7 protein-coding genes are annotated in these 26,798 nt (G+C 72.1%); 4 read left to right on the top strand and 3 right to left on the bottom strand.

The window, feature by feature from the left end; genetic code table 11:
• Window positions 1-50 precede the first annotated feature (50 nt).
• Window positions 51-17,843, top strand: a complete 17,793-nt coding sequence (locus G3I77_RS21570) for a hypothetical protein (RefSeq protein ID WP_248506192.1) — start codon at window positions 51-53, stop codon at window positions 17,841-17,843.
• Window positions 17,844-17,864: 21 nt separating this feature from the next.
• On the opposite strand, the gene G3I77_RS21565 is transcribed toward G3I77_RS21570, so the two are convergent.
• Entirely contained in the window at window positions 17,865-18,116 is a 252-nt protein-coding gene (locus G3I77_RS21565) for a hypothetical protein (protein WP_248506190.1), read from the bottom strand.
• Window positions 18,113-18,337, bottom strand: a complete 225-nt coding sequence (locus tag G3I77_RS21560; protein WP_248506189.1) for a hypothetical protein — start codon at window positions 18,335-18,337, stop codon at window positions 18,113-18,115. Before G3I77_RS21560 ends, G3I77_RS21565 begins: the two co-directional genes overlap by 4 nt.
• A gap of 212 nt (window positions 18,338-18,549) precedes the next feature.
• On the opposite strand from G3I77_RS21560, the gene G3I77_RS21555 reads away from it, so the two are divergent.
• The 3 genes from G3I77_RS21555 (at window position 18,550) to G3I77_RS21545 (ending at window position 23,414) form a co-directional block, all read left to right on the top strand.
• A complete protein-coding gene (locus G3I77_RS21555; protein ID WP_248506187.1) occupies window positions 18,550-19,386 on the top strand; it encodes a helix-turn-helix transcriptional regulator in 837 nt (278 codons plus the stop codon).
• A complete protein-coding gene (locus G3I77_RS21550; protein WP_248506185.1) occupies window positions 19,374-19,595 on the top strand; it encodes a DUF397 domain-containing protein in 222 nt (73 codons plus the stop codon). The genes G3I77_RS21555 and G3I77_RS21550 overlap by 13 nt, the downstream gene beginning before the upstream one ends.
• A gap of 303 nt (window positions 19,596-19,898) precedes the next feature.
• Window positions 19,899-23,414: an NACHT domain-containing protein gene (locus G3I77_RS21545; RefSeq protein WP_248506183.1), complete on the top strand. Its 3,516-nt coding sequence runs from the start codon at window positions 19,899-19,901 to the stop codon at window positions 23,412-23,414.
• 9 nt (window positions 23,415-23,423) lie between these two features.
• On the opposite strand, the gene G3I77_RS21540 is transcribed toward G3I77_RS21545, so the two are convergent.
• Complete coding sequence (locus G3I77_RS21540; RefSeq protein WP_248506181.1) at window positions 23,424-26,666, bottom strand: BTAD domain-containing putative transcriptional regulator; 3,243 nt, start codon at window positions 26,664-26,666, stop codon at window positions 23,424-23,426.
• Between the last annotated feature and the right edge of the window lie 132 nt (window positions 26,667-26,798).

Raw genomic sequence — 26,798 nt, 5'->3', positions numbered from 1 at the left:
GCTTCGCCCTGCCCGTTCGGCACCCGGGGCCGTTCGCGGGACGGGCTTCGATGAGCATCAAGCCGTCGCCCGAGGTCAACGCGATGATCTTCATCCTGACCGGGGAGAGGCTCACCGACGCCGACGAGGACCTCGCGTACGAGAGCCGCCGGCCCTACGCGGGGCTGGGCCGCAAGGTCAACAGGATGTCCTCGCTGATCGACAAGTCGATCCACGACATCGCGGAGGTCATGCCGGACGACCTGTCCAAGTCGTACGCCAAGGCGATGGGCATGCTCATCGACGACGGCGGCAAGAACTACCTGCGCGAGTTCGCCGAGCAGCTCGACAAGATCGCCGAGGGCCGCCGCAAGACCTCCATGGACATCATGGAGTCCAAGTGGCAGGTCATCGCCGAGGTCATCCGGCTGCTCATCGAGATCGCCATCTACCTGGCGATGTCCTTCTTCACCGGCGGCGCCTCGGCCAGCCAGATCATGATGGCCAAGCTGCGCAGCCGGTTCGTGATCCTCACCACCCTCACCCACCTGCTCCAGCGGCTGCACCTGGCGCCCTCGCTGACCGAGGCGTTCGCGGAGGCGTTCACCACCTTCGCGGTGCGGCTGGCGATGATGAACTTCGCCCCCCAGGGCCGCCGTCCCGACGGCTTCGACTGGAACGACATCCTCAAGTCCGCCGCGTTCGGCGCCGCCGCGGGCGGACTCACCAGCATCTTCGACGACTTCGCCAAGAGGATCGTCAAGAGCTACGACGACAACTTCCTGAAGAACGGCCCCGACCTCGACTTCAAGAAGAACCCCGACCTGAACAACCCCCCGAACCTGGAGTTCAAGAACAACGGCCCGGGTCCCAAGCCCGACCCGACTCCGAACCCAGGCGGCCCCGACGGCGGCCCGAACAACCGGCCCGGCCCCGACCCGTACGGGAACGGCCCGAGCCCCGCGAACAACACGCCCATCACCTTCCGGAACGACCCGCTGTCGTTTCGGAACAACCCCGACCTGTGGCGCAACAACATGCTCCTGCGCCACAACGCCGACCGCCCCGGCGCGCTGGCCGGGCACTACGGGCTCAAGGGCACGGCCGACTTCCTTGCCGCCGGAGCGGGCGAGGCCCTCGCGGAGATCCTCATCAAGGGCGCCTTCGACGGGGACTGGTCCACCAGCTGGTCCACCTTCGTCGGCGCGGGCCTCAGCAGTCAGGTCGAGGCCACGCTCACCGGCGGCGCCCAGAACACCGGCGCCGAACTGCGCCACGTCATCGACAAACTGCGCAACCAGCCGCCGCCCACCGTTTCCGGCGGCGACACCGACGCCGACGGCACGCGATCTCCGCGCTCCGGGGACGCCGACGGCCCCTCCCGCCCGGACACCACGGGCAGCGGCGACTCCGTCCTCACCTCGCCTCCGCCCCTCAGTGAGCAGAGCACCGGGCAGGGCGACGCCACGGGCAGCCAGTCGCCCCCTCCCTACGTCGCGGAGAACCCACCGCCGTACACGACCCCGGCCCCGCCGCCGTACGCCCCGGGCCCGCTGCCCGTGACCGCCGCCGAGAACCAGCTGTGGCAGCAAGTCCACAACGGCCCCACGGAGGTGCGCGAGCAGGCCCTCCGGGACCTCGCCGCCCTGCGCGGCGCCGCGCCGCCCACCAGCACCGAGATCGGCGTTCGCGACGGCCTGCACGGCGACCTGTCCCAACGGCCCGAGGTCCGGGTGGTCCCGGCCGGGAACAGCCCCACCGCCGAGATCGACACCGACGCGGTCCGCCGTGCGCTCGAGGGGTCCGGTGCGCCGGTCACGGTGGAGGCTCCGCTCACCCAGGGGGCGGGCGGGCCCGCGGTCTCCCACGGCACGGGGCCGTTCATCCCGGCCGGTGCGGGCTCGGGTACCGGCGGGGGCGTCGGTACCGGTAACGGCGCGGGCACCAGCACTGGTACCGGCGTGGGAACGGGTTCTGGCACCGGGACCGGCACCGGGACCGGGACCGGCACCGGCACCGGCACCGGCACCGGGACCGGCACGGGGACCGGCACTGGCACCGGGACCGGGACCGGCACGGGGACCGGGACCGGCACCGGGACCGGCACGGGGACCGGGACCGGCACGGGGACCGGGACCGGCACGGGGACCGGGACCGGCACCGGGACCGGCACGGGGACCGGGACCGGCACGGGGACCGGCACGGGGACCGGCACTGGCACCGGGACCGGCTCTGGCGCCGGCTCCGGCGCCGGTGGCCGGGCGGGTGGCGTCCCCTCGCAGGGAGGCGGCACGGCCGCCTCCGGCCCGCAGGCCCAGGGCACTGGGGCCCCGGACGGCACGGTCTCGGTGGACGGCCCGCAGAGCACGACGGACGGGACCGTTGCGCAGCCTGCGGGGGCCGCCGACACATCGGCGGGGACCGCCGGCTCTCCGGAGACCGGCCCCTCGGCGGAAAGTAACGGCACGTCGAACTCCACCCAGAGCGCGCCCGCCCCGGCGGACGGCCTCACCACCGCTCCGCCGAAGGTGGGCACCACCGGCTCGTACGCGGACACCGGCACCGGCGACGTACGCGATGTACCCGGCGTGAGCGGTGACGTGAAGGGCGGTTCCGCCTCGATCGGCGATCCCGCGCCCACGAAGGCACCCCCGTTGACGATCGTGGTCTCGGAGGCGCCGCCGCCGGGGGAGGGGTCGCCGCAGGCGGCCGAGCTGCTGGACGGTGCCGGGACGGACCGGGCCGTGGTGCTCGGCCCGGCCGTCGCGTCGGACGGGGCGGGGCGCCCGGTGCGCGCCGCCGCGGAGCTGACCCGCGAGGCGCCGGGGGCCCCGGTCAAGGTCCGCCCGCTCAACGGCCCGCCGACCACCGTGACACCGGACGGCGGCACGGCCGGCTCGGAGGCGACGGACACCGCGGACCTCGACGCCGCCCCGGTCGCCACGAGTTCCACGGACGCCGAATTCCCCGGCGCGGACGTGCTGCTGCCGCTCGCCGACGCGCTCGGCGTGGCTCCCGACCCGGCGCCCCGCCCCGTCACCGAGAGCAGCGCGGGGACCGTCGGCGAGTCCGTCACCACCGTCCCGGACACCGAAGTCGACGCGAACGCGCCGCTCACCGCGGAGCCACCCGCCTCGAAGCTCGCCACCCTGTCCCGCCCCTGGACCGAACCGGCGACGGACCTGCACCTGGAGTCCGGCGGTAGTGGTACCGGCGGCGAAGCACCCGGTACCGGCAACGGACGAGGGCCCGGGGGCGGGGCCACCCCGCCCCCGCCCGCCGGCCAGGACGCCTCGACGCCGGACGCCCCCACGCCGGCACCCCTCGTAGCGTCCCCGCCGCCGGGCCGGATCATCGTGCGGCCCGCGACCCCGGACGGTACCGCCGACGACGGCGAGGCTTCCGAGCGCCCCGGGAGAGAGCCGTCCGTCACCACCCTGGACGGACACACGGTGCCCTTCGCGCAGCTGCGGCGCTGGATGCCGGACACGGTCGTGAAGCCCGAACCCGGGCGTGTGGTACGGACGTTGACCATCTCGCAGGGCCCGGCCGAGGACGGTACGGCGCACAGCGCGGCGCGTCGTGCGCTGCTCGGCCAGGACACCTTCCGCGGAGTGCGCACCACGTCTGCGGCCCCCGCCACCACCCCGGCTCCGGGGACCACCGAGGCCGAACCCGTCCGCCGTACCGTGTTCACCGGCCCGCCCGCCCCGCTCCCCGGCTCGGGCACCGAGCGCGGCGCCGACGGCTTCGTGTCGCACGGCACACCCCGTACCGTCACCCTCGGCACCGAGGACGCGGCGCGCCCGACCGTCAAGGTCAGCGGCGTACAGCTCGGCGAGGTGCTCAAGTACTGGGCGCGGGACGGCGATCAGGACCGGCCCCTGGTGCTGTTCTCCTGCAAGACCGGGCGGCAGCCGGAGGTGGCGGGCCTGCCGGTGGCGCAGCACGTGGCGAACCGGACCGGCCGGCAGGTGTACGCGCCGACCACCGAGGTCGGCACGGCCCGGGACGGGCAGGGAGAAGTCCGCGCGGTCCTCACCGAGGGCCCGGACGGGCCGGGGCGCTGGCGGCTGTTCACCCCGGAGCCCAGCGGTGCCGACCTGGACGAGCTGGCCCGCGTCGCCGGTCTGCACGCGGGCCCGGAACCGGCCGACGCCTTCGCGCGGGCCCGGACCCTCCAGCAGATCCGTACGCTGCGCGACGCCCTGGGCCCTGATGCCGAACAGCAGCCGGAGAACCGCGAGTTGCTCGCCGGGCTCGCCTTCGTGGACGGCCTGCGCTGGCTCAGCCCGGACACCGCCGCCCGCTACGGCGACGGCCGGATGACCCCGGACCTGCTGCGCCGGATGGTCCTCGACCGGCCCGGCACGACGAGCGGGCCCGACGTCGATCCGGCCACCGCCGATCCCACGCCCGCTCAGTACACCGAATTCCTGCGCGCGGCGGCGCAGTTGCGTGCCACGGCGGGCCCCGGCACCACGCTCGACGCCCTGCTGCCTCCGCCGCCGCCCGCGCTCCCGCCGAACACCCTGGTCTCGCCGGAGGACGTGCGCGGCCTCTCCTACGCGCCCTCCGCGCAGATCACCTGGTCGTTGTCCACCACCCCGCTGCCGCTGTCCGAGCTGGCCCTCAGCCCCGAGGACACCGCCGAACTCGCCCGCCGCAGGCCCGACCTGGCGCCCCCGGCGAGCCGCCCGGCGACCCTCGCCGAGGACCTGACCCTGCTCAGCAAGGACCCGGCAGGGGCCGGACCCGACGACGTCGTGCACGCGGACGGCACGGCCTTCAGACGGCTGGAGACCCCCGGCGGCGGGAACTGCCTCTTCCGGGCGCTGCTCGACAGCGCGCGGAGCCTGGACGTACCGCCGGCGTGGGCCGCGCGCAACGTCACCGGGCTGCGCACCCTGCTGCGTGACCGGATCACCGGGTCGGAACTGGCCGCCGCGGCGAGTGAGGCGACGCCCGACCCGGTGCTCGCCGTGGTGGACGACCTGCGGATGCGTGCCCTCGCCGGGGTGACGGACCCGGACGAGCAGAGGCGTCTCACCCGGCGCTGGAACCGGATCGCCCGGGCGGTCGTCACCGGCGGTGACACCGGCCGGTGGCAGCAGATCCTCCAGGACAGTTCCTACCCGCACCTCGCCCAGGTGGCGCCCACCCCCGCCGACGCCCGGCGGATCGGCACCGAAGGCCTGCTGACGGCGGCGGCCGAGCACCCCGGCCTGTGGGCCTCCCCCTTCGGCGACCTGCTCCCACAGGCGCTCGCGCACACCCTCGACCTCGACCTGCGGCTCGTCCAGCCCGACCCGCAGGCGCAGGGCACCACCTTCGTCACCTCCCTCCACCCGGGCGGCAGCGCAGGCACCCTGCACCTGGCCTACAACGGCACGGACCATTTCGACGCCCTGGTCCCCGCCTCGGCCCCGATCACGCCCGTACCGGACCCGGCCCCCGCACCCGACGAAGCCGGCACGGCCGCCCCGGAGGTGCCCGCCGAGAACACCCCCGCCCAGGACGGCGACGACCCCTTCGGGGAGTGGCTGCGCGGCATGGGCGGGATCACGGACGTCTACGGCCCCGGCACCGAGGCTCCCGACCGGGGCGACCCGGTACCGCTGGAGACCCAGCTCGACCGGCACCGCCCGGCACGCCTGCTGACCGGCGAGGACGCCGCACCGCCGGGCCCGGCCCCGCACACCGTCACCTTCCAGGACGGCAGCCGCCTGCCCGCCGTACTGATCAGCCCGGACGCCGATCCGAACGACCGGGGCCCCGGCGGCCGTACGGACGGCGGCCGGCGGACACCGCCGACCGGACTCTTCAACGGCCCCGGCGTTCTCACCCTGCGCTCGCCCGAGGAGGTCGCCCAGGAGATCCTCGGGCAGCTGCCGAAGAAGCTGCGCGAGCAGTTCGACGAGGCGGAACTGCTACGCCTGCTGACCGGGCAGCCCGGTGCCTTCACCGCCCCGCGCGGCGCGCGCCTGGTGGGCCGGGAGAAGTCCGGGGTCGGCCACGAGCTGACGGTCGAGGCCGTCCCGTACCACCGCTGGGAGCGCTTCTCCGACGTGGACGGCGCGACCGTGCGGGTGGACACCATGCGGCGCGGTCAGGCCGGTACGGGCGGCGGGCGCAGCGTCGGTTTCGGGCGCCGCGTCGCCGCCGCGATCGGCATGGGCCCGCCGCTCAACTGGCTGCTGAAGATCGGCCTCTCGCTGGGCTGGACCCGCAGAACCGACTACGCCCAGGGCACGCAGGCGTACAACCAGTCCGAGTACCGGGCCTGGGGCGGCTCGCACCTGCACCTGGACGACGTCCACTACCGGGTGCGCGTGCAGCGGGTCACCGAGGCGCCGGCGAACGACGGCCGGGACACCGTGTCCGGTTCGCCCGCCCCGGGCCCCCGCTGGCAGCGCAGCACGGTCCACACCGCGCGGTTCGCCATGCGGGACGGGCTGAGCTGGCGGCTGCCCGACGACCTCACCGTGCCCTTCGCGGGACCGCGTCGCGCGCCGCGGACGCTGACCTTCCCGGACGGGCTGGAGCCGCGGGCCACCGACATCACCGCCCTGCACTTCACGGACCCTCCGGAGGACCTGGCGCTCGCCATCTCCGGCGCCCGGCCCGGCAGTTCGGCGCACCGCACACTCGTCTCGTACGTCCGGCCGGGGCGGCTGCTCGCGCTGTTCGGGCGGCTCACCGGGCCGGTCAGCGGTCCCGAGCTGACCCGGGGCAGTGGTCAGCACCCGCTGGGGCACCTGATCGTCGAACGGTCGATCCCGCACCGGGCCACGCTGGTGACCGAGTCGGTGAAGGCGGAGATACGCGACCTGGCCCAGACCACGTACCAGAACGAGCGCGGTCACGTCCGCGACACCCGGTTCGGCATCCAGATCACCTCCGGCCCGAGCCACACCTTCATCGGCCCGGAGACGGACGTACGTCTCCAGGGCGGCCCGCTGGTCCGCGCCGACTTCAGCACCGGGCGCGGCCACTACGCCGGGACCGACGCGGCCCGCAAGACCACCGGCCGCGTCCGCAACCACCCGGTCGCGCTCTACCGGGTGGAGCGCTCCCTCATGGTGCGCAAGGCCGGCGAACCGCCGTCCGCGGCCCGCCCGGTCCGGGTGGTCAGCCTGGACTGGATGTCCACGCAGGACGCGCGCCGGCTCGCGGGCTGGGACAGCCGCACCCCCGGGAAGGCGGGCCCCGACCCGGACGCCGAGCCCGCGGTGCCGTGGTACCTCACCCGGGAGGATCCGCTCCATCTGAGCGGCCAGGTACGGGCCGAGGGCTTCCTGGCCGACCGCCCGCAGCCGCCGGTACCGAGTCAGGGTCAGGGCCAGGGCCCGGTGACGAACCAGGGCCAGGCCCCGGCACCGGGTCAGAGCCAGAGCCAGGCCGCCCCGCAGGACCCCATGCGGGTCTTCGCGGACACCGTCCTGGACACCCTGCACCGCTCGTACCCGACCTTGTTCGTGCCGCCGCTGATGCTGCGCCACCCGCGCCTGGCCAAGTTCTGGTACGGGGACGGCCGGATGCGGACCGCGCTGCACAACGACCGCCAGGTCCGCGAGGCGCTGAACCGGCCCAGCCTGGCCCAGAGTCTGGACGACCTGACCACCACCGGCGTGCCGGTCACCCTCACCGAGGACGGCAAGGTACGCCGCGGTCACCACACCCTGATCCTGCGGGCACGGCTCACCGACCGGCGGTTCGAGACCACCATGAGCGAGCGCTCGCTGCGCAACGCGGTGATCGGTACGGAGGTCTCCGGCCAGGGGCAACAGGCCTCCAGCACCCTGTCCGGTGGCGTCGACCTGGGCATCTCGCCGCGCGACCACGACAAGGTGCCGGAGGCCGGCCTGCCCCGGCAGACGGGCAACGTGTCCCTCGGGGCCCGTTACGCCCACACCGAGAAGAAGGCCACCCGGAGCACGGTCGCGGTCACCCACGACCACCTGACCTTCCAGAACGGCGCCGACCTCTACAGCTACCGGGTGGAGCTGAACGCCTCCTTCGAGGGCCACCGCCGCCCGCGCGGCTGGGCCCGGCTCATGTCGGTCGGTCTGCTCGGCGCGGGCGTCTTCGTCAGCAAGGCGGAGGAGCGTCCGCTGTTCAGCCGGGGGAGTGAGACCGTGGGCCGGGTGGAGCTGGCGGTGCCCGCCGCCCACGGCTCCGAGCGCCACGCCCCGACCGACCCGACACCGCCCGGGGGCCCGGCACCGACGCCCGGCGACTCCGTACCTGTGACGCCCCGACTGCCGCAGCCCTCCGCCGTCGAAGCCGACCAACTCCTCGACGGCACACGCCCGCTGCCGAGGCATGACTCCGCCGACCGGCAGCTCACCCGGAGGCTGCTGAGCGCCCCGCACGTGGTCCTCAGCACCGAGGGCGGCCGGCAGCGCCAGCAGCTCGTGCAGGACACCGCCGATCGCGCCGCGGGCGGCACCTGGCACGTCAGCGCGCCCGGCGCCCCGGTGCGCACCGCCCTGCGCCGGGCGATGGCGAACCTCAGCGTGGCCGGGCAACTCGGCCAGTACCTGGGCCCGTTCGGCTCCCGCATCACCGGGCTCAACGGCGCCGGACCGTTCCGCACCCACTACCTGAAGGCCGCGGTCCGCGGCGAACTGAGCAACCTGCGCGTCAAGAGCGACCCGAAGCCGGCCAGCCTCGAGGTCACCATCGGCAACGAGCACCGCATCGCCGGCACGCAGAGCACCGTCTCGCACACCACCCTCGGCCTCCAGGGCGCCGACATGCCGCTCCAGCAGGCACCCGGCCACCAGCCGGTGGTCGGCTCGTACGCGACCGCCCTGCAGTACGCCTGGGGCAAGGGTCACAGCGTGTCCCAGGCCCTGACCCGCGGACGCAACACCACCCTCACCTTCGCCGGGCGGATGTACCTGGTGGTCGCCGACGCCACCGAGACCGTGGCGGTGCGGGACCGCTGGACGGCCGCGATGGGCCTGGCGGGCACGCGTGCGGCGGCCCGGATCAGCTCCGCGGCCGGACGGCTCTCCGGGCGCCTGGCCCGCGACCTCGCCCCGCGCCGTGCCGCCGCCGCGCTCCAGCACCTCCGTGACGCCGTGATGTTCCACCTGCCGATGCAGGACGTCATCGAGGCCGGGCTCGCCCCGGACGGCATGGGCACCACCACCCCGGACAACCTCGGCCGCGGCTACCGGGTGCCAGCCTTCCTGCGCGGCCGCCGCTTCCCGGGCCACCCCAGCGGCCAGCTCGACGCGAGCCACGCCGCGCAGCGGCTGATGAGGCAACTGGAGAAGATCGGGGTGCCCTCGCACGACCGCGAGCAGGTCCTCCAGCGGCTCTCCCCGGACTTCCTCCGTGCCAACCAGCACGAGCTGACGACCGACGGGATGGTCCTGCCGGTCCGCTACCGCTCCTGGTCGAGCCCGACCCACCTGCCGGTCGGCGGCAGTCCCGGACAGCTCCGGTTCAAACTGACGCCGGTCACCACCACCGTGGAGCGGCTGCGCACCGGCTTCGAGCTGGAGGACTACCGAACCACCGCCCGCGACGACGCCGACGGCACCTCCCAGGACCGCGGCGCCGACGTGACGCTGAGCGCCGGCCAGCGCGCCACGGAGAGCGGCGTCCTGACCGCCAGCCCCTCCCTGCAGGGCACCGCGGCCAAGCAGAGGTCGAGTACCCGGACCGAGACCAGCGGCCGCACTTCCATGCCGAACATCGCCACCGTCCAGGCGCACGCCGAGATCGTCACCGGCTACACCCTGACCGTCACCATGACGGACGCGGCCGGCGACCCGCTCGCCCCCCGCGCCGTCGCCCCGGTCGGCAGCCTCCGGGAGATCGTCCCCGCCAACCTGCTCACCCCGGACGGCGACGGCGCCGACGGCGCGCTCACCGAGCAGGACGTACCCGAACCGGAGCGCGCGGTAAGGATGCTGACGGCCGCTCAGGCCCGCCCGGAGGACATCGCCGCCTGGCGCGCCTCATCCACGGCCCCCGGCGACCACATCGGCGACGACAGCGCCGACGCCTCGGACATCCTGCCCTTCGACGACGACCGGATCGGCTCCGGCATCCTCGCCGTGGACATCCGGGGCGCGGCCAACGTCCAGGACGCCCTCACCCTCGCCACCGCCCGCGCCGACGGCTTCGGCGACAGCGATCTCGGCAGGCGGCACACCGGCGACGAACTCGCCGCACGCGTGCGCATGGCCCGCCTCACCCCGCTCACCGGTCTCGGCACCGCCCCCGCCCAGGCCCAGCAGGAGGCCACCACACAGGCCGGTCTGACCGCGGGCTTCCGCGAGGCGCTGAGCGCGAACGGCTCACCGCTGCCCACCCAGTCCTCCGCCCGCCTCATCGGCCAGTTCCACACCGCCGACTCCCGCCTCTACGCGAAGATGCACCGCCGCGGCGCCCGGCTGCTCGCCGTGGAGAACAAACCGCGGATGGAAGCCATGCAGCGCGCGAAGACCTCCGACGCGCTGGAGTCCGGCATCACGGACAACGTCGAGGGCGCCGTGGGCTCCGCGCCCCTGGCGGGCACCAGCAACGCGGGCGTGACCAACCCGGGTGCCACGGTCCCGATCGGCGGCTCGAACGACGGCACCGTGCTCAAGGGCACCGCGGACACGACCCTCGGCACCCACATCAAGGTCGTCACCAACCGCAGCATGCTGTTCGCGCTGCCGGTGAGCTGGCTGTCGGTGGCCGAGGTGGACCACCGGCTCACCGACAGCCGCCCGCTGCGCGCGCTCGGCAAGGCCAAGCGCGGTCCGCGCGCCACCGAGGCCGGGACCACCGCCCTGGTCTGGCTGCGCGAGGACATCGCCCGCGACTACGGCCTCCTGGACGACACCACGTTCCCCGACGAGGTCAGCACGGCCTGGGACGACCTGTCCAAGGCGGCCGGCGACCTCGCCACGGCCGAGCAGCGCTACTACGACGCCCGGGCGCGCGCCCGGGAGGCGTGGCTCGACCTCAGCACCGCGGAACAGGCGGCGCTGGGCGACGGCCACCCCGACCGGCCCACCGTCCTGACGCGGGCCGTGGCCGAGTCCCCGGCCGTCGTCGCCTGGCAGGCCGCCCGCGACGAGGTCCGCCGGTGGCAGCAGCGCACCGACGCCGTCGCCGCGGACCACCACCGGCTGCACCTCGCCGCCTCCCGCCTCACCGCCCACCACCAGGGCTCGCCGTCGGTCCCGGTGCCGGACCGGCCGCAGGAGTACGCCGAGCCGGGCTGGCGTTCCGAGGCGCCCACGCCGTACACGATCACCGACCCCACCGACTCCGCGCCGCGCACCCTCACTTCCCCGGACGGGGCCACGGTGCGCGAGGTGCACGACGTGCCGCACGACGGCGCCTCGTTCTTCCACGCGCTGCTCGCCACCGCCGAGGCCCGGGGCCGCCTGGACCACCTGCTCGGCACCGACCTCGCCCGCCGCTTCACGTCGGCCCCCGGCGATCCGGCGGTCACCGCCGAGGCCGTTGGCGCCGCCCGCGACCGCCTCGCCTGGGCGCTGGGCGACGACGGCAACGAGGACCTGCTCGACGCCCTCGCCCTGGACGTCGCCGACACTTTCACCCAGGACGAACTCGACGCCGCCGCAGTGACGTTCACCCCGGCGCAGCAGGCCGAGTTCGACGCGTTCGGGCGTCTCCCGGTGACCTTCTGGCCGACCCCCGCGCAGCGCGTCGCGCTGGCCACCGTCGCCCTGTCCCGCCCGTTCGCCTCCGAACCGGCCCAAGGCAGCACGGACGGCCAGGACGGCCAGACCCGCCCGGACGGCGATCCGGCCCCGCCCGTGCGCCGGGCCGGTGACCACGGCGGAGCCGACCTGCTGCCCGCTCTCGCCGCCCGGGTCCTGGGCACGCCGCTCACCGTGGTCACCGGTGAGGGCCGCGAGCAGCTCCTCCTCCCGCCCGGCACCGACCCGGCCGCCGTCGACCCGGTCAACGATCCGGTCCTGTTCGCCGCCGACGGCTTCTTCCACGCCGCCCTACCGCCCGGCACCCCGCCCCCGGCCGCCACGGCACTGCCGACGCCGGCGGCCGAGACCGACTCCGGTGCGCACACCGGCACATCGACGGCCGGGACCCCGGCCACCGACAGCACCGCTGCGACACGGCAGCCGCCGGCACACCGCAGCCACGCCACCCCGCCCTGGATGCCGCCCGCCGACGGCAGCGGCCCGCGTTACCGCCTCGACCGCACCGGCGTCCTCACCGCCCCCGACGGCGCCACCTACACCCAGGGCACCCCCACCGGCCGCGGCAACGGCTTCTTCGGCGCCCTGTCCACGGCCCTGGGCAAAGCCGCCGACCAGCAGGGCCTGGACCGCCGCGAGGCCGCCCGGCTGCGGATGCGCGCCCGGTGGTCACCCCTCCAGCTGATGCGGCTGCACGGCCTGCCGGGCGACCCGGCCGAGCGGGACTCCCTGTTCACGCCCCCGCCCCTGGCGACGCGCCGCGCCGCACCCGCGCCGAGCGCGGAAGCCCTGGAAGCCCAGGTGCGCCGCCACCTCGCCCAGGCCCCGTGGGGCCCCGAGGCCGACCGCGCGGTCGCCAAGTGGGCCGCCGCCGCGACCGGCACCACCGTCACCCTGGTCGACGAGAACGGCACCGTCCACACCTATCCGGGCCCGGCGGGCGACAGCGGCCCGCACGTCCGGCTCCGCCGCCGCGGAGGCGACTTCGTCCCCCTGCACCTCCGCACCCCGGCACCCGAGCCGAGCGGACGGGAGACCCCCGAGACACAGAAGACACCGGAGACACAGAAGACACCGGAGACACCGGAGGCGCCGCAGACGCAGAGCACGCCCGAGGAAGAGGCGTACGAGCTGTCCACGCTGACCGGCGTCGAAGCGACCCCCGACACCCCCGCGAACCCGGCCCCGGCCCCCGCCGCACCGGAACCGGCGCAGCGGTCCTTCAAGCTGGGCAACTTCGAGTTCACCAACCTGAACCAGACGGAGCGGTATCTCGACAAGGCGATCCGGATCATCGAGCTGCTCGACGAGCACAGCACCATCAGCACATACGTCGGCGGCCGGCCCGTCCGGATCACCCTGCACCTGCGCACCACCGAGACCCCGGCCGACGTCCGCGACCTGGGTGCCGACGGTGTGCAGATCAACCTCGCGAGCTACTACTTCGAGAAGTACGACACCGGCTACATCATGGGCATGCTGTCCCACGAGATCGGCCTGCACCCCCTGGCCTCCCGCAACACGGACATTCGCGAGCAGGAGGAGGCGTACCGGGGGATGCCGCTCACGGTACCGGGGCTGACCGATCTGAAGACGCCGCGCACCATGAACACCGACAGCGCCGGCCAGGCCGACCACATCATGGCGGCCTACCCGCAGACCATCCGGCACGGCATCTACCGCGACATCGTCGTGGAGATGGCCAGGGTGCTCGCGCAGCGCGCCCGGGTCGGCGTGGCCGGCGCCAAGTCCAGGGACGTCACCGACCTGTTCGACTGCTACCTGATGGACCTGGCCTCCATCGCGGTCACCAGCGACTACCGGATGAACGCGGTCAAGGAGCCCAACTACACGGCGAGGGTCTACAACGCCTACAAGGAGATGCTCCACGCCCGGCTGGCGGACAACCCCTCACTCCAAGCCCTCCTGCCGCCGAACAAGGGCCTGTTCGGCGTCGCACGGGACTTCACCCAACTCGCCACCAGCATCGGCACCAACAACCGCGGCGACAGCATCCAACGGCCGCCCGCCGCGGAGCAGTCCGGCGGCACCACCACCGGCGAGGCACGCCCCAGGCTTCCCGGAACCAGCACCGGCACGGCGCCGCAGACACAGACCGCGCCGCCCGCCGCACCACGGTCGCGCGGCGCGCGTGACAGCCGCCCCCGTTTCGTGGTGCGCTCCGGCTTCGACGCCCGGCGGTTCTCGCACCAGGGCGATCCGGTCACCGACCTCACGGTCCGCGTCGCACTGCGCGGCACGGACGACGACGCCGCCACCCACGTGTTCGACCAGCTCGAGACGGGAGTGAACGAGTTCCTGAACGCCCCCGCTCACCGCCTGCCGAATGGTGACCGGCTGCACGTGACGGTGGAGTTCGTCGATCCGGTTGACTCGCCTCATCTGACGGTGGACCTGGTGGGCCGGGACCGGGTGATGAACCAGACCACGTGGTGGACCGACGCCGCCCCGGTGCAGTTGGTGCACGAGCTGACGCATCAGCTGGGTCTGCGGGACGAGTACCGGGACGCCGACTCCCCGCACCGCCCGCACATCCCGGGCAGTCTGCTGGGCGACCTGGACGCGGACCCGGAGAACTCCTCGCTCGCCGCCGCCGGTCTTCGTGACCGTCACTTGGCGCTGCTCGGCGCGCTCATCGGTGACGTGGACCCGCACCCCGGCCCGCGCGACGGCGAGCAGAGCTGGGAGGCGGCGCGTGACGCCGCCGAGCCGGTCACTCGCCGGTCGGTGTGGGTGGACCCCGTCTCTCTGCCCCGGTCGGCCGATGACTCGGCAGGGTCCGAGGTCCCGGCCCACATGCCGCAGGAAGTGACCTTCGTTCCGTTCAAGTCGGGGAACTTCGAGTTCACGAACCTGAAGCACACGGATGCCAGATATCGCGACAAGGCGATCCGCATCATCGAGCTGCTCGGGGACCATCCGGTGATCAGTGACTACGTCGGCGACCGCCCGGTCCGTATCACCCTGCACGTGCGCACGACCGAAACGCCCGCCGACGTGACGGACCGTGGCGACGACGGTGTCGACATCAACCTGGCGAGCTATTACTTCGAGAAGTACGACGTCGGTTACATCATGGGCATGTTGTCCCATGAGATCGGTCTGCATCCCCTGGCCTCGCGGGACCGGAATATCCCTGACGAGGAGGAGATGTTCAAGAACTTCCCGCTGTCCGTGCCGGGACTGGAGGACCAGAACCCGCCGCGCACCATGAGCACGGAGGGTGCCGGTCAGGCCGATCACATCATGGCCGCCTACCCGAGCAGCACCAGGCACCGGATCTACCGTGACATCGTGCTCAGGATGGCCGACATTCTGGCCGTGGCGGCGCAGGCCGGTGTGGAGGGTGCAAAGCCCAAGGACGTCACGGACCTGTTCGACTGTTACCTGATGGACCTCGCGTCCATCGCGGTCACCAACGACCACCGGGCGCGGGCGATCACGGATCCGAACTACACGGCCAAGGCCTACAACGCGTACAAGGCGCAGCTGGCGGAGCACCTTCCCGAGGACAGTCCCCTTCGTGCCCTGCTGCCCGCCGACAAGGGCAGGTTCGGTGTGTTGGGTGACTTCGCCCAGCTCGCTGCCAGTGTCGGGGCCAACAATCGTGGCGACAGCATTCAGGTGCCGATTCCGACGGGTGAGGCGCTGCCGCGTCTCCCGCAGGCCGATGGTGATGCGGTGCCGACGGTGGCGGAGCCGGTGCCTGCCTCGTTCCGGTTGGGGCAGTACGAGTTCACCAATCTGAATCAGTCGGAGCGGTATCTCGACAAGGCGGTCCGGATCGTGGAGTTGCTGGATGAGCACGCCACCATCAACCGTTACGTCGGCAGTCGTCCGGTGCGGATCACGCTGCGTCTGCGGACGACGGAGGCTCCGGCCGATGTGACGGATCGTGGTGATGACGGCGTCGACATCAATCTGGCGAGTTACTACTTCGAGAAGTACGACACCGGTTACATCATGGGCATGTTGTCCCATGAGATCGGTCTGCATCCTCTGGCGTCGCGGAACGCGAGAATTCCCGAGGAGGAGGAGCTGTATTCGGGGATGCCGCTGCCGGTGCCGGGGCTGGAATCGTTGAGTACGCCGCGTTTCATGAACACCGAGGGTGCGGGGCAGGCCGATCACGTCATGGCCGCTTTCCCGCACACGATCCGGCATGGGATCTACCGGGACATCGTGGTGGAGATGGCCGGGGTGCTCGCGCACCGGGCACGCGTGGGCGTGCAGGGGGCCAAGTCCAAGGACGTCACGGACCTGTTCGACTGCTATCTGATGGACCTGGCCTCGATCGCGGTGACCAATGACCACCGGGGCCGGGCGGTCACGGATCCGAACTACACGGCCAAGGCCTACAACGCCTACAAGGCCCAGTTGGCTGAGCATCTGCCCGCAGACGGTCCCCTTCGTGCCCTGCTGCCCGCCGACAAGGGCAGGTTCGGTGTCCTGGGGGACTTCGCCCAGCTCGCCACCAGTGTCGGAACCAACAACCGCGGCGACAGCATCCAGGTGCCGATTCCGACGGGTGAAGCAAGTCCCCGGCTGCCGCAGACCGGCGCAGATGACCGGGAAGGCCCGTCCGCCACGCCGCAGTTGAACGGGGCGCGTGATGGCCGCCCTCGGTTCGTGGTGCGGTCCGGTTTCGACGTGCGGCGGCTCACGCACAACGGCGAGCCGGTCACCGACCTGACCGTACGGGTCGCCCTGCAGGGTGCGGACGGGCAGAGCGCCCGGGTCTTCGGGCAGTTGAGCGGAGGAGTCGAGGAGTATCTGAACGATCGGGGTTACCGCCTGCCGAATGGTGACCGCCTGCACGTGACGGTCGAACCCGTCGATGCCGACGGCTCGCCGCACTTGACGGTCGATCTGGTGAGCCGGGACCGGGCCATGGATCAGAGGACCTGGTGGGTGGATGCCGAGCCGGTGCAGTTGGTGCACGAGCTGACGCATCAACTCGGTCTGCGGGACGAGTACCGGGACGCCGATGCCCCGCACCGCCCGCACATCCCGGGCAGTCTGCTGGGTGATCTGGACGCGGACCCGGAGGACCCCTCGCTCGCCGCCGCCGGTCTCCGCAGCCGTCATCTGGCCCTGCTCGGCGCGCTCATCGGTGACGTGAACCCGCACCTTGGTGGGCGCGACGGTGAGAAGGGAGAACAGGACTGGGAAGCCACCCGGGCGCAGGCCGAGCCGGTTGTCCGCCGGTCGGTGTGGGTGGACCCGGTGTCCCTGCCCCAGCCGACGTGGGGGCAGGAGGACCCCGGCACGGATGCCGACACCGCCGTCGTCAGCGACGTGCCGCCCCGGATACTCGTACCGTTCAAGTCGGGGAACTTCGAATTCACCAACCTCAAGCACACGGAGGAGAAGTACCGCGACCGGGCGGTCCGCATCATCGAGTTGCTGCGGAAGCACGACACCATCAGCGACTACATCGGTGACCGGCCCTGCCGCATCACCCTGCACGTGCGCACCACCGAAACCCCCGCTGACGTCACGGACCGCGGTGCGGACGGCGTCGACATCAACCTCGCCAGCTACTACTTCGAGAAGTACGACATCGGTCACGTGATGGGCATGCTGGCCCACGAGATCGGCCTGCATCCCCTGGCTGCCCGGAACGCGGGGCTTCCCGACGAAGAGGCGATGTTCGAGAACTTCCCGCTGCCGGTGCCGGGCCTGGAGGACGTCAACCCGCCGCGCACCATGAGCACGGAGGGCGCCGGTCAGGCCGACCACATCATGGCCGCCTACCAGAGCAGCACCAGGCACCGGATCTACCGCGACATCGTCCTGGAGATGGCTGGGGTGCTCGCGCGGGACGCCCGGAACGGGGAGGAGAACGCGAAGCCCGAAGACGTCACGGACGTGTTCGACTGCTACCTGATGGACCTCGCCTCCATCGCCGTCACCAACGACCACCGGATGGGCGCGGCCATGGAGCCCGGATACACGGCGAGGGTCTACAACGCCTACAAGAAGACGCTGCACGACCAGCTGACGGCGGACCCCGAGGTGCAGGCCCTCCTGCCGTCGGACAAGAGCAGGTTCGGCGTGATGAACGACTTCCGCCGCATCGGCACCTACGTCTCCCTCAACAACCGCGGCGACAGCATCCAACGGGACGACGCGACCTGACCCCCGTCAGGAGCGATGGGGTCACTTGGTGGTCCGGCTTCGGCGGCTGCGGGCGTTGACCTCGGCGAGGAGGGCGCTCAGTAACTCGTCCTGGCTCAGTGTCCGGACGTGGCGGGGGTCGGCGTCCCATTCGCGGCCGCCGAGCGGCCGGACCTGGAGGCAGGGGCCCTCGTGGCCCATGACCCGGCCCACCCGGTCGCGGGCGGTGTCGCGGACGGCCACGCCGACGCCCGGGACCTCGCCGCCGTGCCCGTCCACGTCGTCCTCCCTCATGCGTCGGCCCCCTTGCGGATCACGTCCGCGAGCATCAGGGCCACGGGCGCGGAGCACACCCCGAGGTGGACGAGCGCGTACCGGGCCTCTTCCTTCCGGTCGTCCCCCCAAGGGGTGCGGATGTCCATCGCGGGGAGCTGGATGCCGGCCCGGGTGAGGGCGGCGGCGAGGGCGTCACGGGCTTCGAGGGCTTCCTGGATCTTCGTGGGGGTGGAGGGCATCGTCGTCGTCCTGTCGTCGTTGTCGGTCCGGTCCTGTGGAATCCATGACCCGGCTGCGCTGCGCGAATTACGCTGCGTAGTCCGGGCGTTACGAGAATGCGCCCGGACGAGGGCGGCCATGCCGTGGACGGGGCTGTGCTTCCCCGGGCCCCGGGGGTCGTTCCACACCTTCCACACCGTCCACGCGAACATCTCGGAGGGGAGCCAGCCGTATGCCGCAGCGTCGCGTCATCACCGGCCGCAGCCAGGAACCACGTCAGCGGTTCGCCGAGGAGCTGCGAACCCTGCGGCTGGCCGGCGGGATGAGCCTGCGGCAGCTCGGGGAACGGCTGGGCTGGGACTGGTCCCTGTTCGGCAAGATGGAGAAGGGCGAAACCCTGGGCAGCCCCGAGGTCGTCCAGGCCCTCGACACGCACTACGGGACGCCCGGACTGCTGCTCGCCCTCTGGGAACTGGCCGCCGGGGACCATACGCAGTTCCGTGAGCGGTACCGGCGGTACATGGCGCTGGAGGCCAGGGCGGTGAGCCTGTGGCACTTCGCGGTGAGCGTGCTGCCGGGGTTGTTGCAGACACCGGGCTACGCACGGGAGGTCCTGGCGGCCGGTGGGCTGAAGGGCAAGGAGCTGGAGCAGCAGGTCGAGGCTCGGATGGGGCGGCGGGAGTTGCTGGAGGGGGAGGGCGCGCCGAGGTTTCGGACCATCCTCTCCGAGGCGGTGCTGCGCACGGCGCTGCTGGACGCGGGCGAGTGGCGCGGGCAGTTGCAGTACGTGGCCGACATGACGGAGCGGCCCAACATCGTGATTCACGTACTGCCGTTCAGGGCGGGTCCGTACGGTCTCGATAGCACCGACGTGTGGTTCCTGCGGGTGCCGGATGGACGTACGGTGGCCTACACGGAGAACGCGCACCGGGGCGAACTGATCGAAGAGAACACGGCGGTTGAGAAACTGCAAGGCGCTTACGATGCAGTTCGTGACCTGGCGTTGTCTCCAGCCGAGTCGCGGAAGTTCGTCCTGAGCATGTTGGAGGAAGTGCCGTGCGAACCATAGACGTGAGCGCCCTGACGTGGCGCAGCAGCTCTTACAGCAACTCGGACGGCGGCGCATGCCTCGAGGTCTCTGACGGCGTCGTCGGCGCCATCCCGGTGCGGGACAGCAAGGTCGCCCACGGGCCGGTGCTCGTGTTCCCGGCGGGCCGCTGGGCCTCCTTCGTGACGGCCGTCAAGGGCGGCAGCTTGCCGCCGGTGTCCCGCGGCTGAGAACGACGACACCCCACGTTACTCCCCGGTAGTGCTTCCTTTTGCCTGCCCGAAATCGCCGTGATTCCATGGAAGAGGGCCGAATTTTGGCCAGGGATCCTGGCACGGGGAGTTCTGATGAGCCCTGGCAACGAGACCCGTAGGCATGGCACGCCCGGCCCTCGGCCGGCAGGGGCGTGGGCTCGGCTGTGGTTCGGGGCGAGCTGGCCGGTTGTCTTCGTCTGGCGCAAGGGGCGCAACTGGTGGCTGCTGAAAAGGGGCGAGCGGCGGGCGCGTCACTGGTGGCGTCCTCAGACCTGGTTGATGAGCGGGGCGTACGTCGTCCTCTCCGCGGCGTACCTGGCGCTGCTCGTGTACGGCGTGTGGCAACCGGGTAAGACGCGTCAGTGGGGCAGCGCGCAGGGCGTGCTGGGAGCCGTGGGCCTGTCCTCCTCGGCCGTGGTGGCCACCGCGTGGTTCATCGTCTGGCGCTTCCGGCGGGCCCGTCACTACTACCTGCGCAAGGCGCGCAGACATCCCGACGAACTGGTGAAACCGGGCAGCATCATCGGCACCGTCGTGGGACGCGATCAGCTGTGCGACGCCTTGATGAACGATCTCCACGACTCCTGCCAGCGTCGCCCCCATGTGATCGTCGGCACGATCGGAGTCGGAAAGACGGCTCTGCTCGTGCGGCTCACCCAACGACTGGCCCGTAAAGGCATCGTTCCCGTCGTGCTGCGGCTTCGCGATGTACAGGAGCGGCTCAACTTCTCGGAGCAGGCCAAGGACAAGTTCTGCGAAGAGGTCCTGGAACGGGTCTTCTCCGTCTCGGAGGCCGAGAAGGTCTGGCAGCGGCTGCGCTACACCCAGGACCGGGTGGTCGTACTGGCCGATGGACTCGAGGACGTCCTGAAGGACGTCGACGACCGCGACAACAAGATCCGGAAGGCCATCAACGACGCCCGCGACGACAGACTGCCCCTGGTCATCACGTCCAGGCAGCAGAAGTCGCTGGAGGCCATCAGCGCGGCGCAGACGATTCTGGAACCGCTCAGTGAGGAAGCGGCGCTCCAGTACGTCGCCCTCGGCAGCAACTGGCGATCGAACAGACAGCGCATGGACTGGGTGGTGGAGGCGGCCGAGATCGCCGAATCCCCGCTGTACCTCAACATCGCCAAGGATCTCGAGCTCCGCGGCAGGCTCGAACTGATCGTGGGCGCCGGAGGGGACGAGCGCTGCGATCCACGCGACCAGGACATGTGGGCGCTGCGTTACGACCTGCTGGAGGGCTGGGTCGACGCCCTCGTCGAAGGCGCCCTCTACCCCGAGCAGCCCATTTCCGCCAAAGGCCGCTTCATGACCGTCGAATACCTGTCGGTTCTCGCCTGTGCGGCGCTGCGCACCAACTCGACGTACGTCGACTACGGCGTCCTGACGCCGTCACGCGCAGGCGAAGACAGCGTGATCGGTGAGGAGAAGACACAGCAGGACGCCAAAGCGGCACAGAAACTGCGTGAGTTGCTCGAGCTTCGCGTGCAACTCGCCGCGAAGAGGTTCGGTGCCGGTGAGGTGGCGGACGCGAGTATGGACGAGCGTCTGGCGGCCAGTTGGGGCAGCCGCCTGGGACTCGTGGAGGAACGGGGAAGCGGAGTCAGGTTCCAGCACAGCGTTCTGCAGGCCTACCTCGCCTCCCGCTGCATGGACGTCCTGGTGAACCTCGACCCGGCGGTACGGCCGCGCTCCTCCGCCTCTGCGGTCCGTGAGGCCTTTTTCGCCCGGGCGCTCACCTGCCCGGGCCGCGAACTCGCCATGGCTCTCGTGTTCTACTCGCGGTCGGTCGAGGCGCTGGCCGGATGTCACGACCACCCCGAAATCGGGGGGCGCCTCCAGACCGCGGAACACTGTTCCCTCGATTTCGTCCGGATGGAGCTCAGGACGGCCGCGGACAATGCGCTGAAAGGCGATTCCGAACCGAGCACCGAAGCGCCCCCGGACGACCGGGGAGGCGGTGACATCGAGCAGGATCCGAAGATCAGGGCCCTGGAGTTGTACTCCGCCGCGCTGGACGTCGACAGTTTCCACCACGAGCCCCAGCACCGAGAGATCGTCGAGGAGATCCACGACAAGTGGGGCGATCTGCAGGTCTACAACGACCGGAAGCTCGACTCGCCGAAGAAGGCCTTGATCAGACGGATCGCCGCCACCGGGCTGCTGCTGAGCAGACGGCGGACCCTCCCACCCAGCGGTGTGCGGGAGGTCCGGGGCCGGACCGGCTACGACCTGCTGTTCGACATCGCCGGCAAAGAGCCTTCCCACGGCGTGAGGTTCGCCATCGCTCAGGCGATCGGTGAGGGCGGCGACGAAGCCTTCCATGCCCTTCAGTTCGAACTCTCCGCCGCGAGGGCACCCGTTCCCGCCCTCTCTCTCTTCGGAGTCGGAGCCGTCACCGGAGCGGGAGCCCGACGCACGTTCGCCCGCAGCCTGGAGAGCGTCGACGACCCCTTCCATGCCATCGCCCGTCTCGGGCCGAGTGAACGCGGGAATGGTCTTCCCTTCGCATCCCCCGCATCCCCCGCATCCCCCGCATCGCTCGAAGCGGAGCGTCCGCCGTCCGCGCCGGGCACCACACGGACCGAGCGGCTGCTGCGCAAAGGCCGCGCGAAAGTCCTCGAGAACAAGCGGCGCGACGAAGAGAACGAGGAGCAGAAAGAGCGGTACCGGGATCAGGAGGAACAACGTAAGCGGATCATGAGAGCCTGGCTCGCTCCGATGCTGGTCCATTCCTGCTCCTTCACCCCGCACCAGAACACCCCGTACGAAGTGCTGTCCGGGTGGATGTCGAGGATGCGGGACAAGCAGGTCGACCTGGAACTGCAGGTCGCACTCGCCCAGGGGTTCCGGCAGGCGGCGAACCATCGCACACCCCCCACTCATCCCGGCAGGGCCGGCGAGTTCCTCAACGAGCAGGCCGGGGAGATGCTGAAGCACACCGACTACTGGTTCGCCCGGCTCGCCCTGCTGCACGCGCTGACCTTGTGGGCCCTCCCGGACGACGTCACCGAGGGGCAGCCCCGACGCGGACACGGGGCGAGTCCCGACCGGCAGGTACGTCAATGGCTGCAACAGACGGCCAACCCCAAGGTCAAGCGCAAGCGCCGGGACGAGCACCCGTTGGTCAGGGCCGCGGGCAAGATGGCGCGACAGGCCCTGCAGACCCGGCGCCCGGACCGGTTCCTGTGGATCGACGAGGCCGGCATGGCCTCACAGATCGGATCCGGAACCAGCTCGCCACGCGAGTGGCGGATGCACAATCTGTGGATCCCGCCGTCCCGGGGATGGAGCACCCTCGACCCCAGCGCCCAGCAACTCCTCGCCGACATACTGGTCCTGCTGATCCTCACCGAGGAACGGGGCGACCGGCCGAAGGACGCGCTGCTGCGCCTGGAGGACGCCTACTCCGGCGAGCAGAACGCCCTCCCGCCCTGCCTGGCCAAGGACCGCACCCCGCTCGACCCGAGGCAGGCACTGGTCGGAGAGACACCACGTTCGCTGCCCGGCTCCCACTGCGTCGACGGCTGCGCGTTCCAGTTCTGTCCGTACCCGCCCAAGGGGCCGCAGTGCCGCACCGAACTCAACGAACTGTTCTGCATCCACCAGCATTCGATGCTCAAGAGATTCCAGTTCCAGGCATGGCGTTCCCTCAGGTTCCGGCGGCGGGCGCGGTGGCAGCGCAGGACGACGGTCGCGAACCTGCGCAGGTTCTGGGACGAGATGGGGGCGCGGGCGCGCAACCGCGATCTCAAGGAAGCGTCGTCCGACGCGCGGGGCGGTGAGTGAGCGGGCCCGTCACCGGGCCTCCGGCCGGGCGGCCGACTCCGCCTGGGCCTCGCTCTCGTGGTCGCGTCGGGTGCCCGCGGTGAACTCGCGGTCGTACGCGGCCTCGTCCATCCTGGCGCGCAGGCGGGCCGCGATGCGCTCCACGTCGCCCCGCTCCGCAGGGGGGTGCGGGGCGCCGGCCCGTTCCCGGGTCGCCGCCGCCGTGCCCAGTAGACGCGCTGCCCGTTCCGGGGCGCCTGCCAGCGAGTACGCGCCGGCCAGGCCTTCGAGGGCCAGGGCGACCGAGCGGGGATCCTTGGTCGTCGCGGCCGCCGCGAGGCCGTCTCGGTGGCAGGCCAGGGCGCGGTCGGCGTCGCCGCGCTGTTCGGCGATGAAGCCCAGTTCGGCCAGGACCAGCGCGAGGCCCGGACCGTCGCCGCGGCGGCGGTTCCAGGCGAGCCAGGGCCGCAGCCACTCCTCGGCCGCGTCCAGCCGGCCCTGGCGGCGGGCGCTCAGCGCGAGGCCCAGGGCGGCGAACTGCTCGGCCGGCTGGTTGCCCTGCCCGACCGCGATCCGCAGGGCGCGCGTGTGCAGGTCGTCGGCCTCGTCGTAGCGCTGGGTGAGCAGGGCGATCCTGCCGAGACCCGACAGCTTCGTGGACATCTCGGGCCATGTCTCCAGGGCCTGGGCGATCCGCAGGCTCTCCCGGTGCAGTTGGGCCGCCAGGTCGTAGTCGCCGTTGATCTCGGCGAGCCTGCCGAGCACATCCGTCGTCTTCAACCGGCCCCACAGATCGCCCAGTTCGGCGAACTGGGCGCGGGCCTCCTCGGCGTTGCCGCGCAGCGACTCCAGGTCGCCGCGGGCCAGGGCGAAGCACGCCCGCGTGGTCAGCGCGGCGGCGGTGCCCCACGCGTCGCGCAGGGTGCGGAACCGGACCAGGACACGCTCGACCCGCTGCTCGCCCTTGACCAGGGCCCCAACCGTCCACTGCGCGTGCGCCAGGAACCACTGCGCCCTGGTCGACTCCAGGGACGACTCGGGCGGGTACTCCTCCAGGGCGTCGCACTCCCGCTCGTGCTCGCCGAGCAGCAGGCGGATGCCCGCGTACCAGAACACCGCCTCCACACGCTCCTCGGGCGCGGCCTCGCCCGACGTGTCCAGGGCCGTCGCCAGCGCTCTGCGGGCCTCGCCCAGCCGGCCACGGACGTACCAGTACCAGGTCAGCGAGTTGACCAGGCGCAGCGCCTCCTGCGCGGCACCGGCCCGGTCGGCCTCGGCCAGCGCGCGCTGCACATTGGCCGCCTCCAGGTCCAGGTACTGGAACCAGCGGGACTGCTCCCGCTCGTGCAGATGCGGCCGGGCCCGCTCGGCGAGGCGGACGCAGTGGCGCAGATGCCGGGCGGCGGTCCCGGCGTGCTCACCGGACTCGGCGAGCTTGTCACGCGCGTAGACCGCGACGGACTCCAGCAGCCGGTAGCGCGGGCCCTGCGGTCCCTCGGTGCGGACGGCCAGGGAGCGTTCCACGAGCAGGCTCAGCGCGTCGAGGACGTCGGCGGGCGACACACCGCCGCCCGAGCACACCTCCTCGGCGGCCCGCAGACCGCAGCCCTCGCCGAACACCGACAGCCTGCGCAGCACGGTCCGTTCGCGGTCGTCCAGCAGGCCCCAGCTCCAGTCGAGCGTGGCCTGGAGCGTCCGGTGGCGTGAAGGGGCGTCCCGGTAACCGCTGTTGAGCACCTTGAAACGGTCGTCGAGCCGGTCGTGCAGTTCCCTGATGCCCAGCGATCTCACGCGCGTGGCGGCCAGTTCCAGGGCGAGCGGGATGCCGTCGAGGCGCCGGCACACATCGGCGACGAGTGGGGCGGTGGTGGCGTCGAGGACGAACTCCGGGTCCGTCGCCCTGGTTCTGTCCACGAAGAGGCGTACGGCGCCCGCGCTCGTCAGCGCGTCGAGATCGGGCCGGTCCTCCGGGGGCAGCGACAGCGGCGCCACCGGGTACACCGTCTCGTCCCGGGTGCGTAAGGGTTCCTGGCTGGTCGTCAGGATGTGCAGGTGCGGGGCCCGGCTCAGCAGCAGACCGGCCAGCCGCGCCACGGCCTCCACGACGTGTTCGCAGTTGTCCAGCACGAGCAGCAGCCGCCGGCCGGCCAGTGCGCTCGCCAGGCGGTCCGTCGGACCCTTGACGTCGTCGTCCGAGGTGTTCTCCCGGATTCCCAGCGTCGCCATCACCTGTTCGGCCAGCGCCTCCGCGCCGGCGAACCGCTCCAGGCCCCCGGCGTCCGCGAGCTCCACCAGCCAGGTGCCCTCGCCGAACGCGCCCGCCAGACTCTCCGCCGTGGCCTGGGCGAGGCGGGTCTTGCCGACCCCTCCCGGGCCGGTGAGCGTCACCAGACGGCGCCGTAAGAGCAGGGTCCGGATCGCCTGGACGTCCTGTTCGCGGCCGATCAGGGGCGAGGCCGAACCGGTCGGCCCCGGCCCCGCCTGCACCCCCGCGGCGGACTGCGCGGGCGGCTCCGGCCGGGCCAGGACCGGATCGTGGCGCAGGATGGCCTGTTGCAGCGCCTCCAGGGACGGTCCGGGGGTCAGCCCCAGCTCCTCGTCGAGCCGGCGCCGCAGATCGTTGAAGCAGTCGAGCGCGTCGGAGGAGCGCCCCGCCTGGTACAGCGCCCACATCAGCGCGCCCCGCAGCCCCTCGCGCAAGGGATGCTGCTCCACCAGCTCGGTCAGCTCGCCCACCAGCAGACTGTGCTCGCCCAACTCCAGCCGCACCCCGGCGTGTTCCTCCACCGCCGTCAGGCGCTCCTCCTCCAGGCTCGCCGCCGTCGGCCGCACGGACGGCTGGTCGGCGAACTCGGCGAAGGCGGGGCCGCGCCACAGCGCCAGCGCCTCGGTGTACAGCGCCGCCCGCGTCACCGGGTCCCCGCCGGACCGGGCCCGGGCGACCAGCTCGCGGAACCGCCCGGCGTCGAGCGCTTGGGCCGGGACGTCCAGGACGTATCCGGGCGGCCGGTGCGCGATCAGTTCGCGGCCGCCCGCCTCCGCGTCCTCCAACACGCGCCGCAGCTGGGAGACTTTGGCCTGGAGCGACGCCGTCGGCCGTGCCGTGAACGTTGAGCCGCCCCACAGATCCTCGATGAGCCGTGGCGCCGGGACGACCTGCCCGTGGTGGGCGAGCAGATCGGCGAGGAGCATGCGCACCTTGACTTCGGGTACCCGCACGACACGACTCTCGTCCGTGCGCACCTCCAGCGGCCCCAGCACCCCGAATTCCATGATCTCAGCGTAACCGGCCGACGACCGGCGCGACGTGGGACGAAAAGGGCTCGGCCACCGCTGTGAAGGGCCCCACCGCAGCGTTTCCGAAGCCGTCCGAAGCGAATCCGAAGGGGCATATGCCAGGGTTCC

It is taken from the genome of Streptomyces sp. D2-8 (genome assembly GCF_023184515.1).
Lineage (GTDB): Bacteria > Actinomycetota > Actinomycetes > Streptomycetales > Streptomycetaceae > Streptomyces.
The sequence above is the reverse complement of the archived record's forward strand: the minus strand, read 5'-3'. Positions and strand labels throughout refer to the sequence as shown.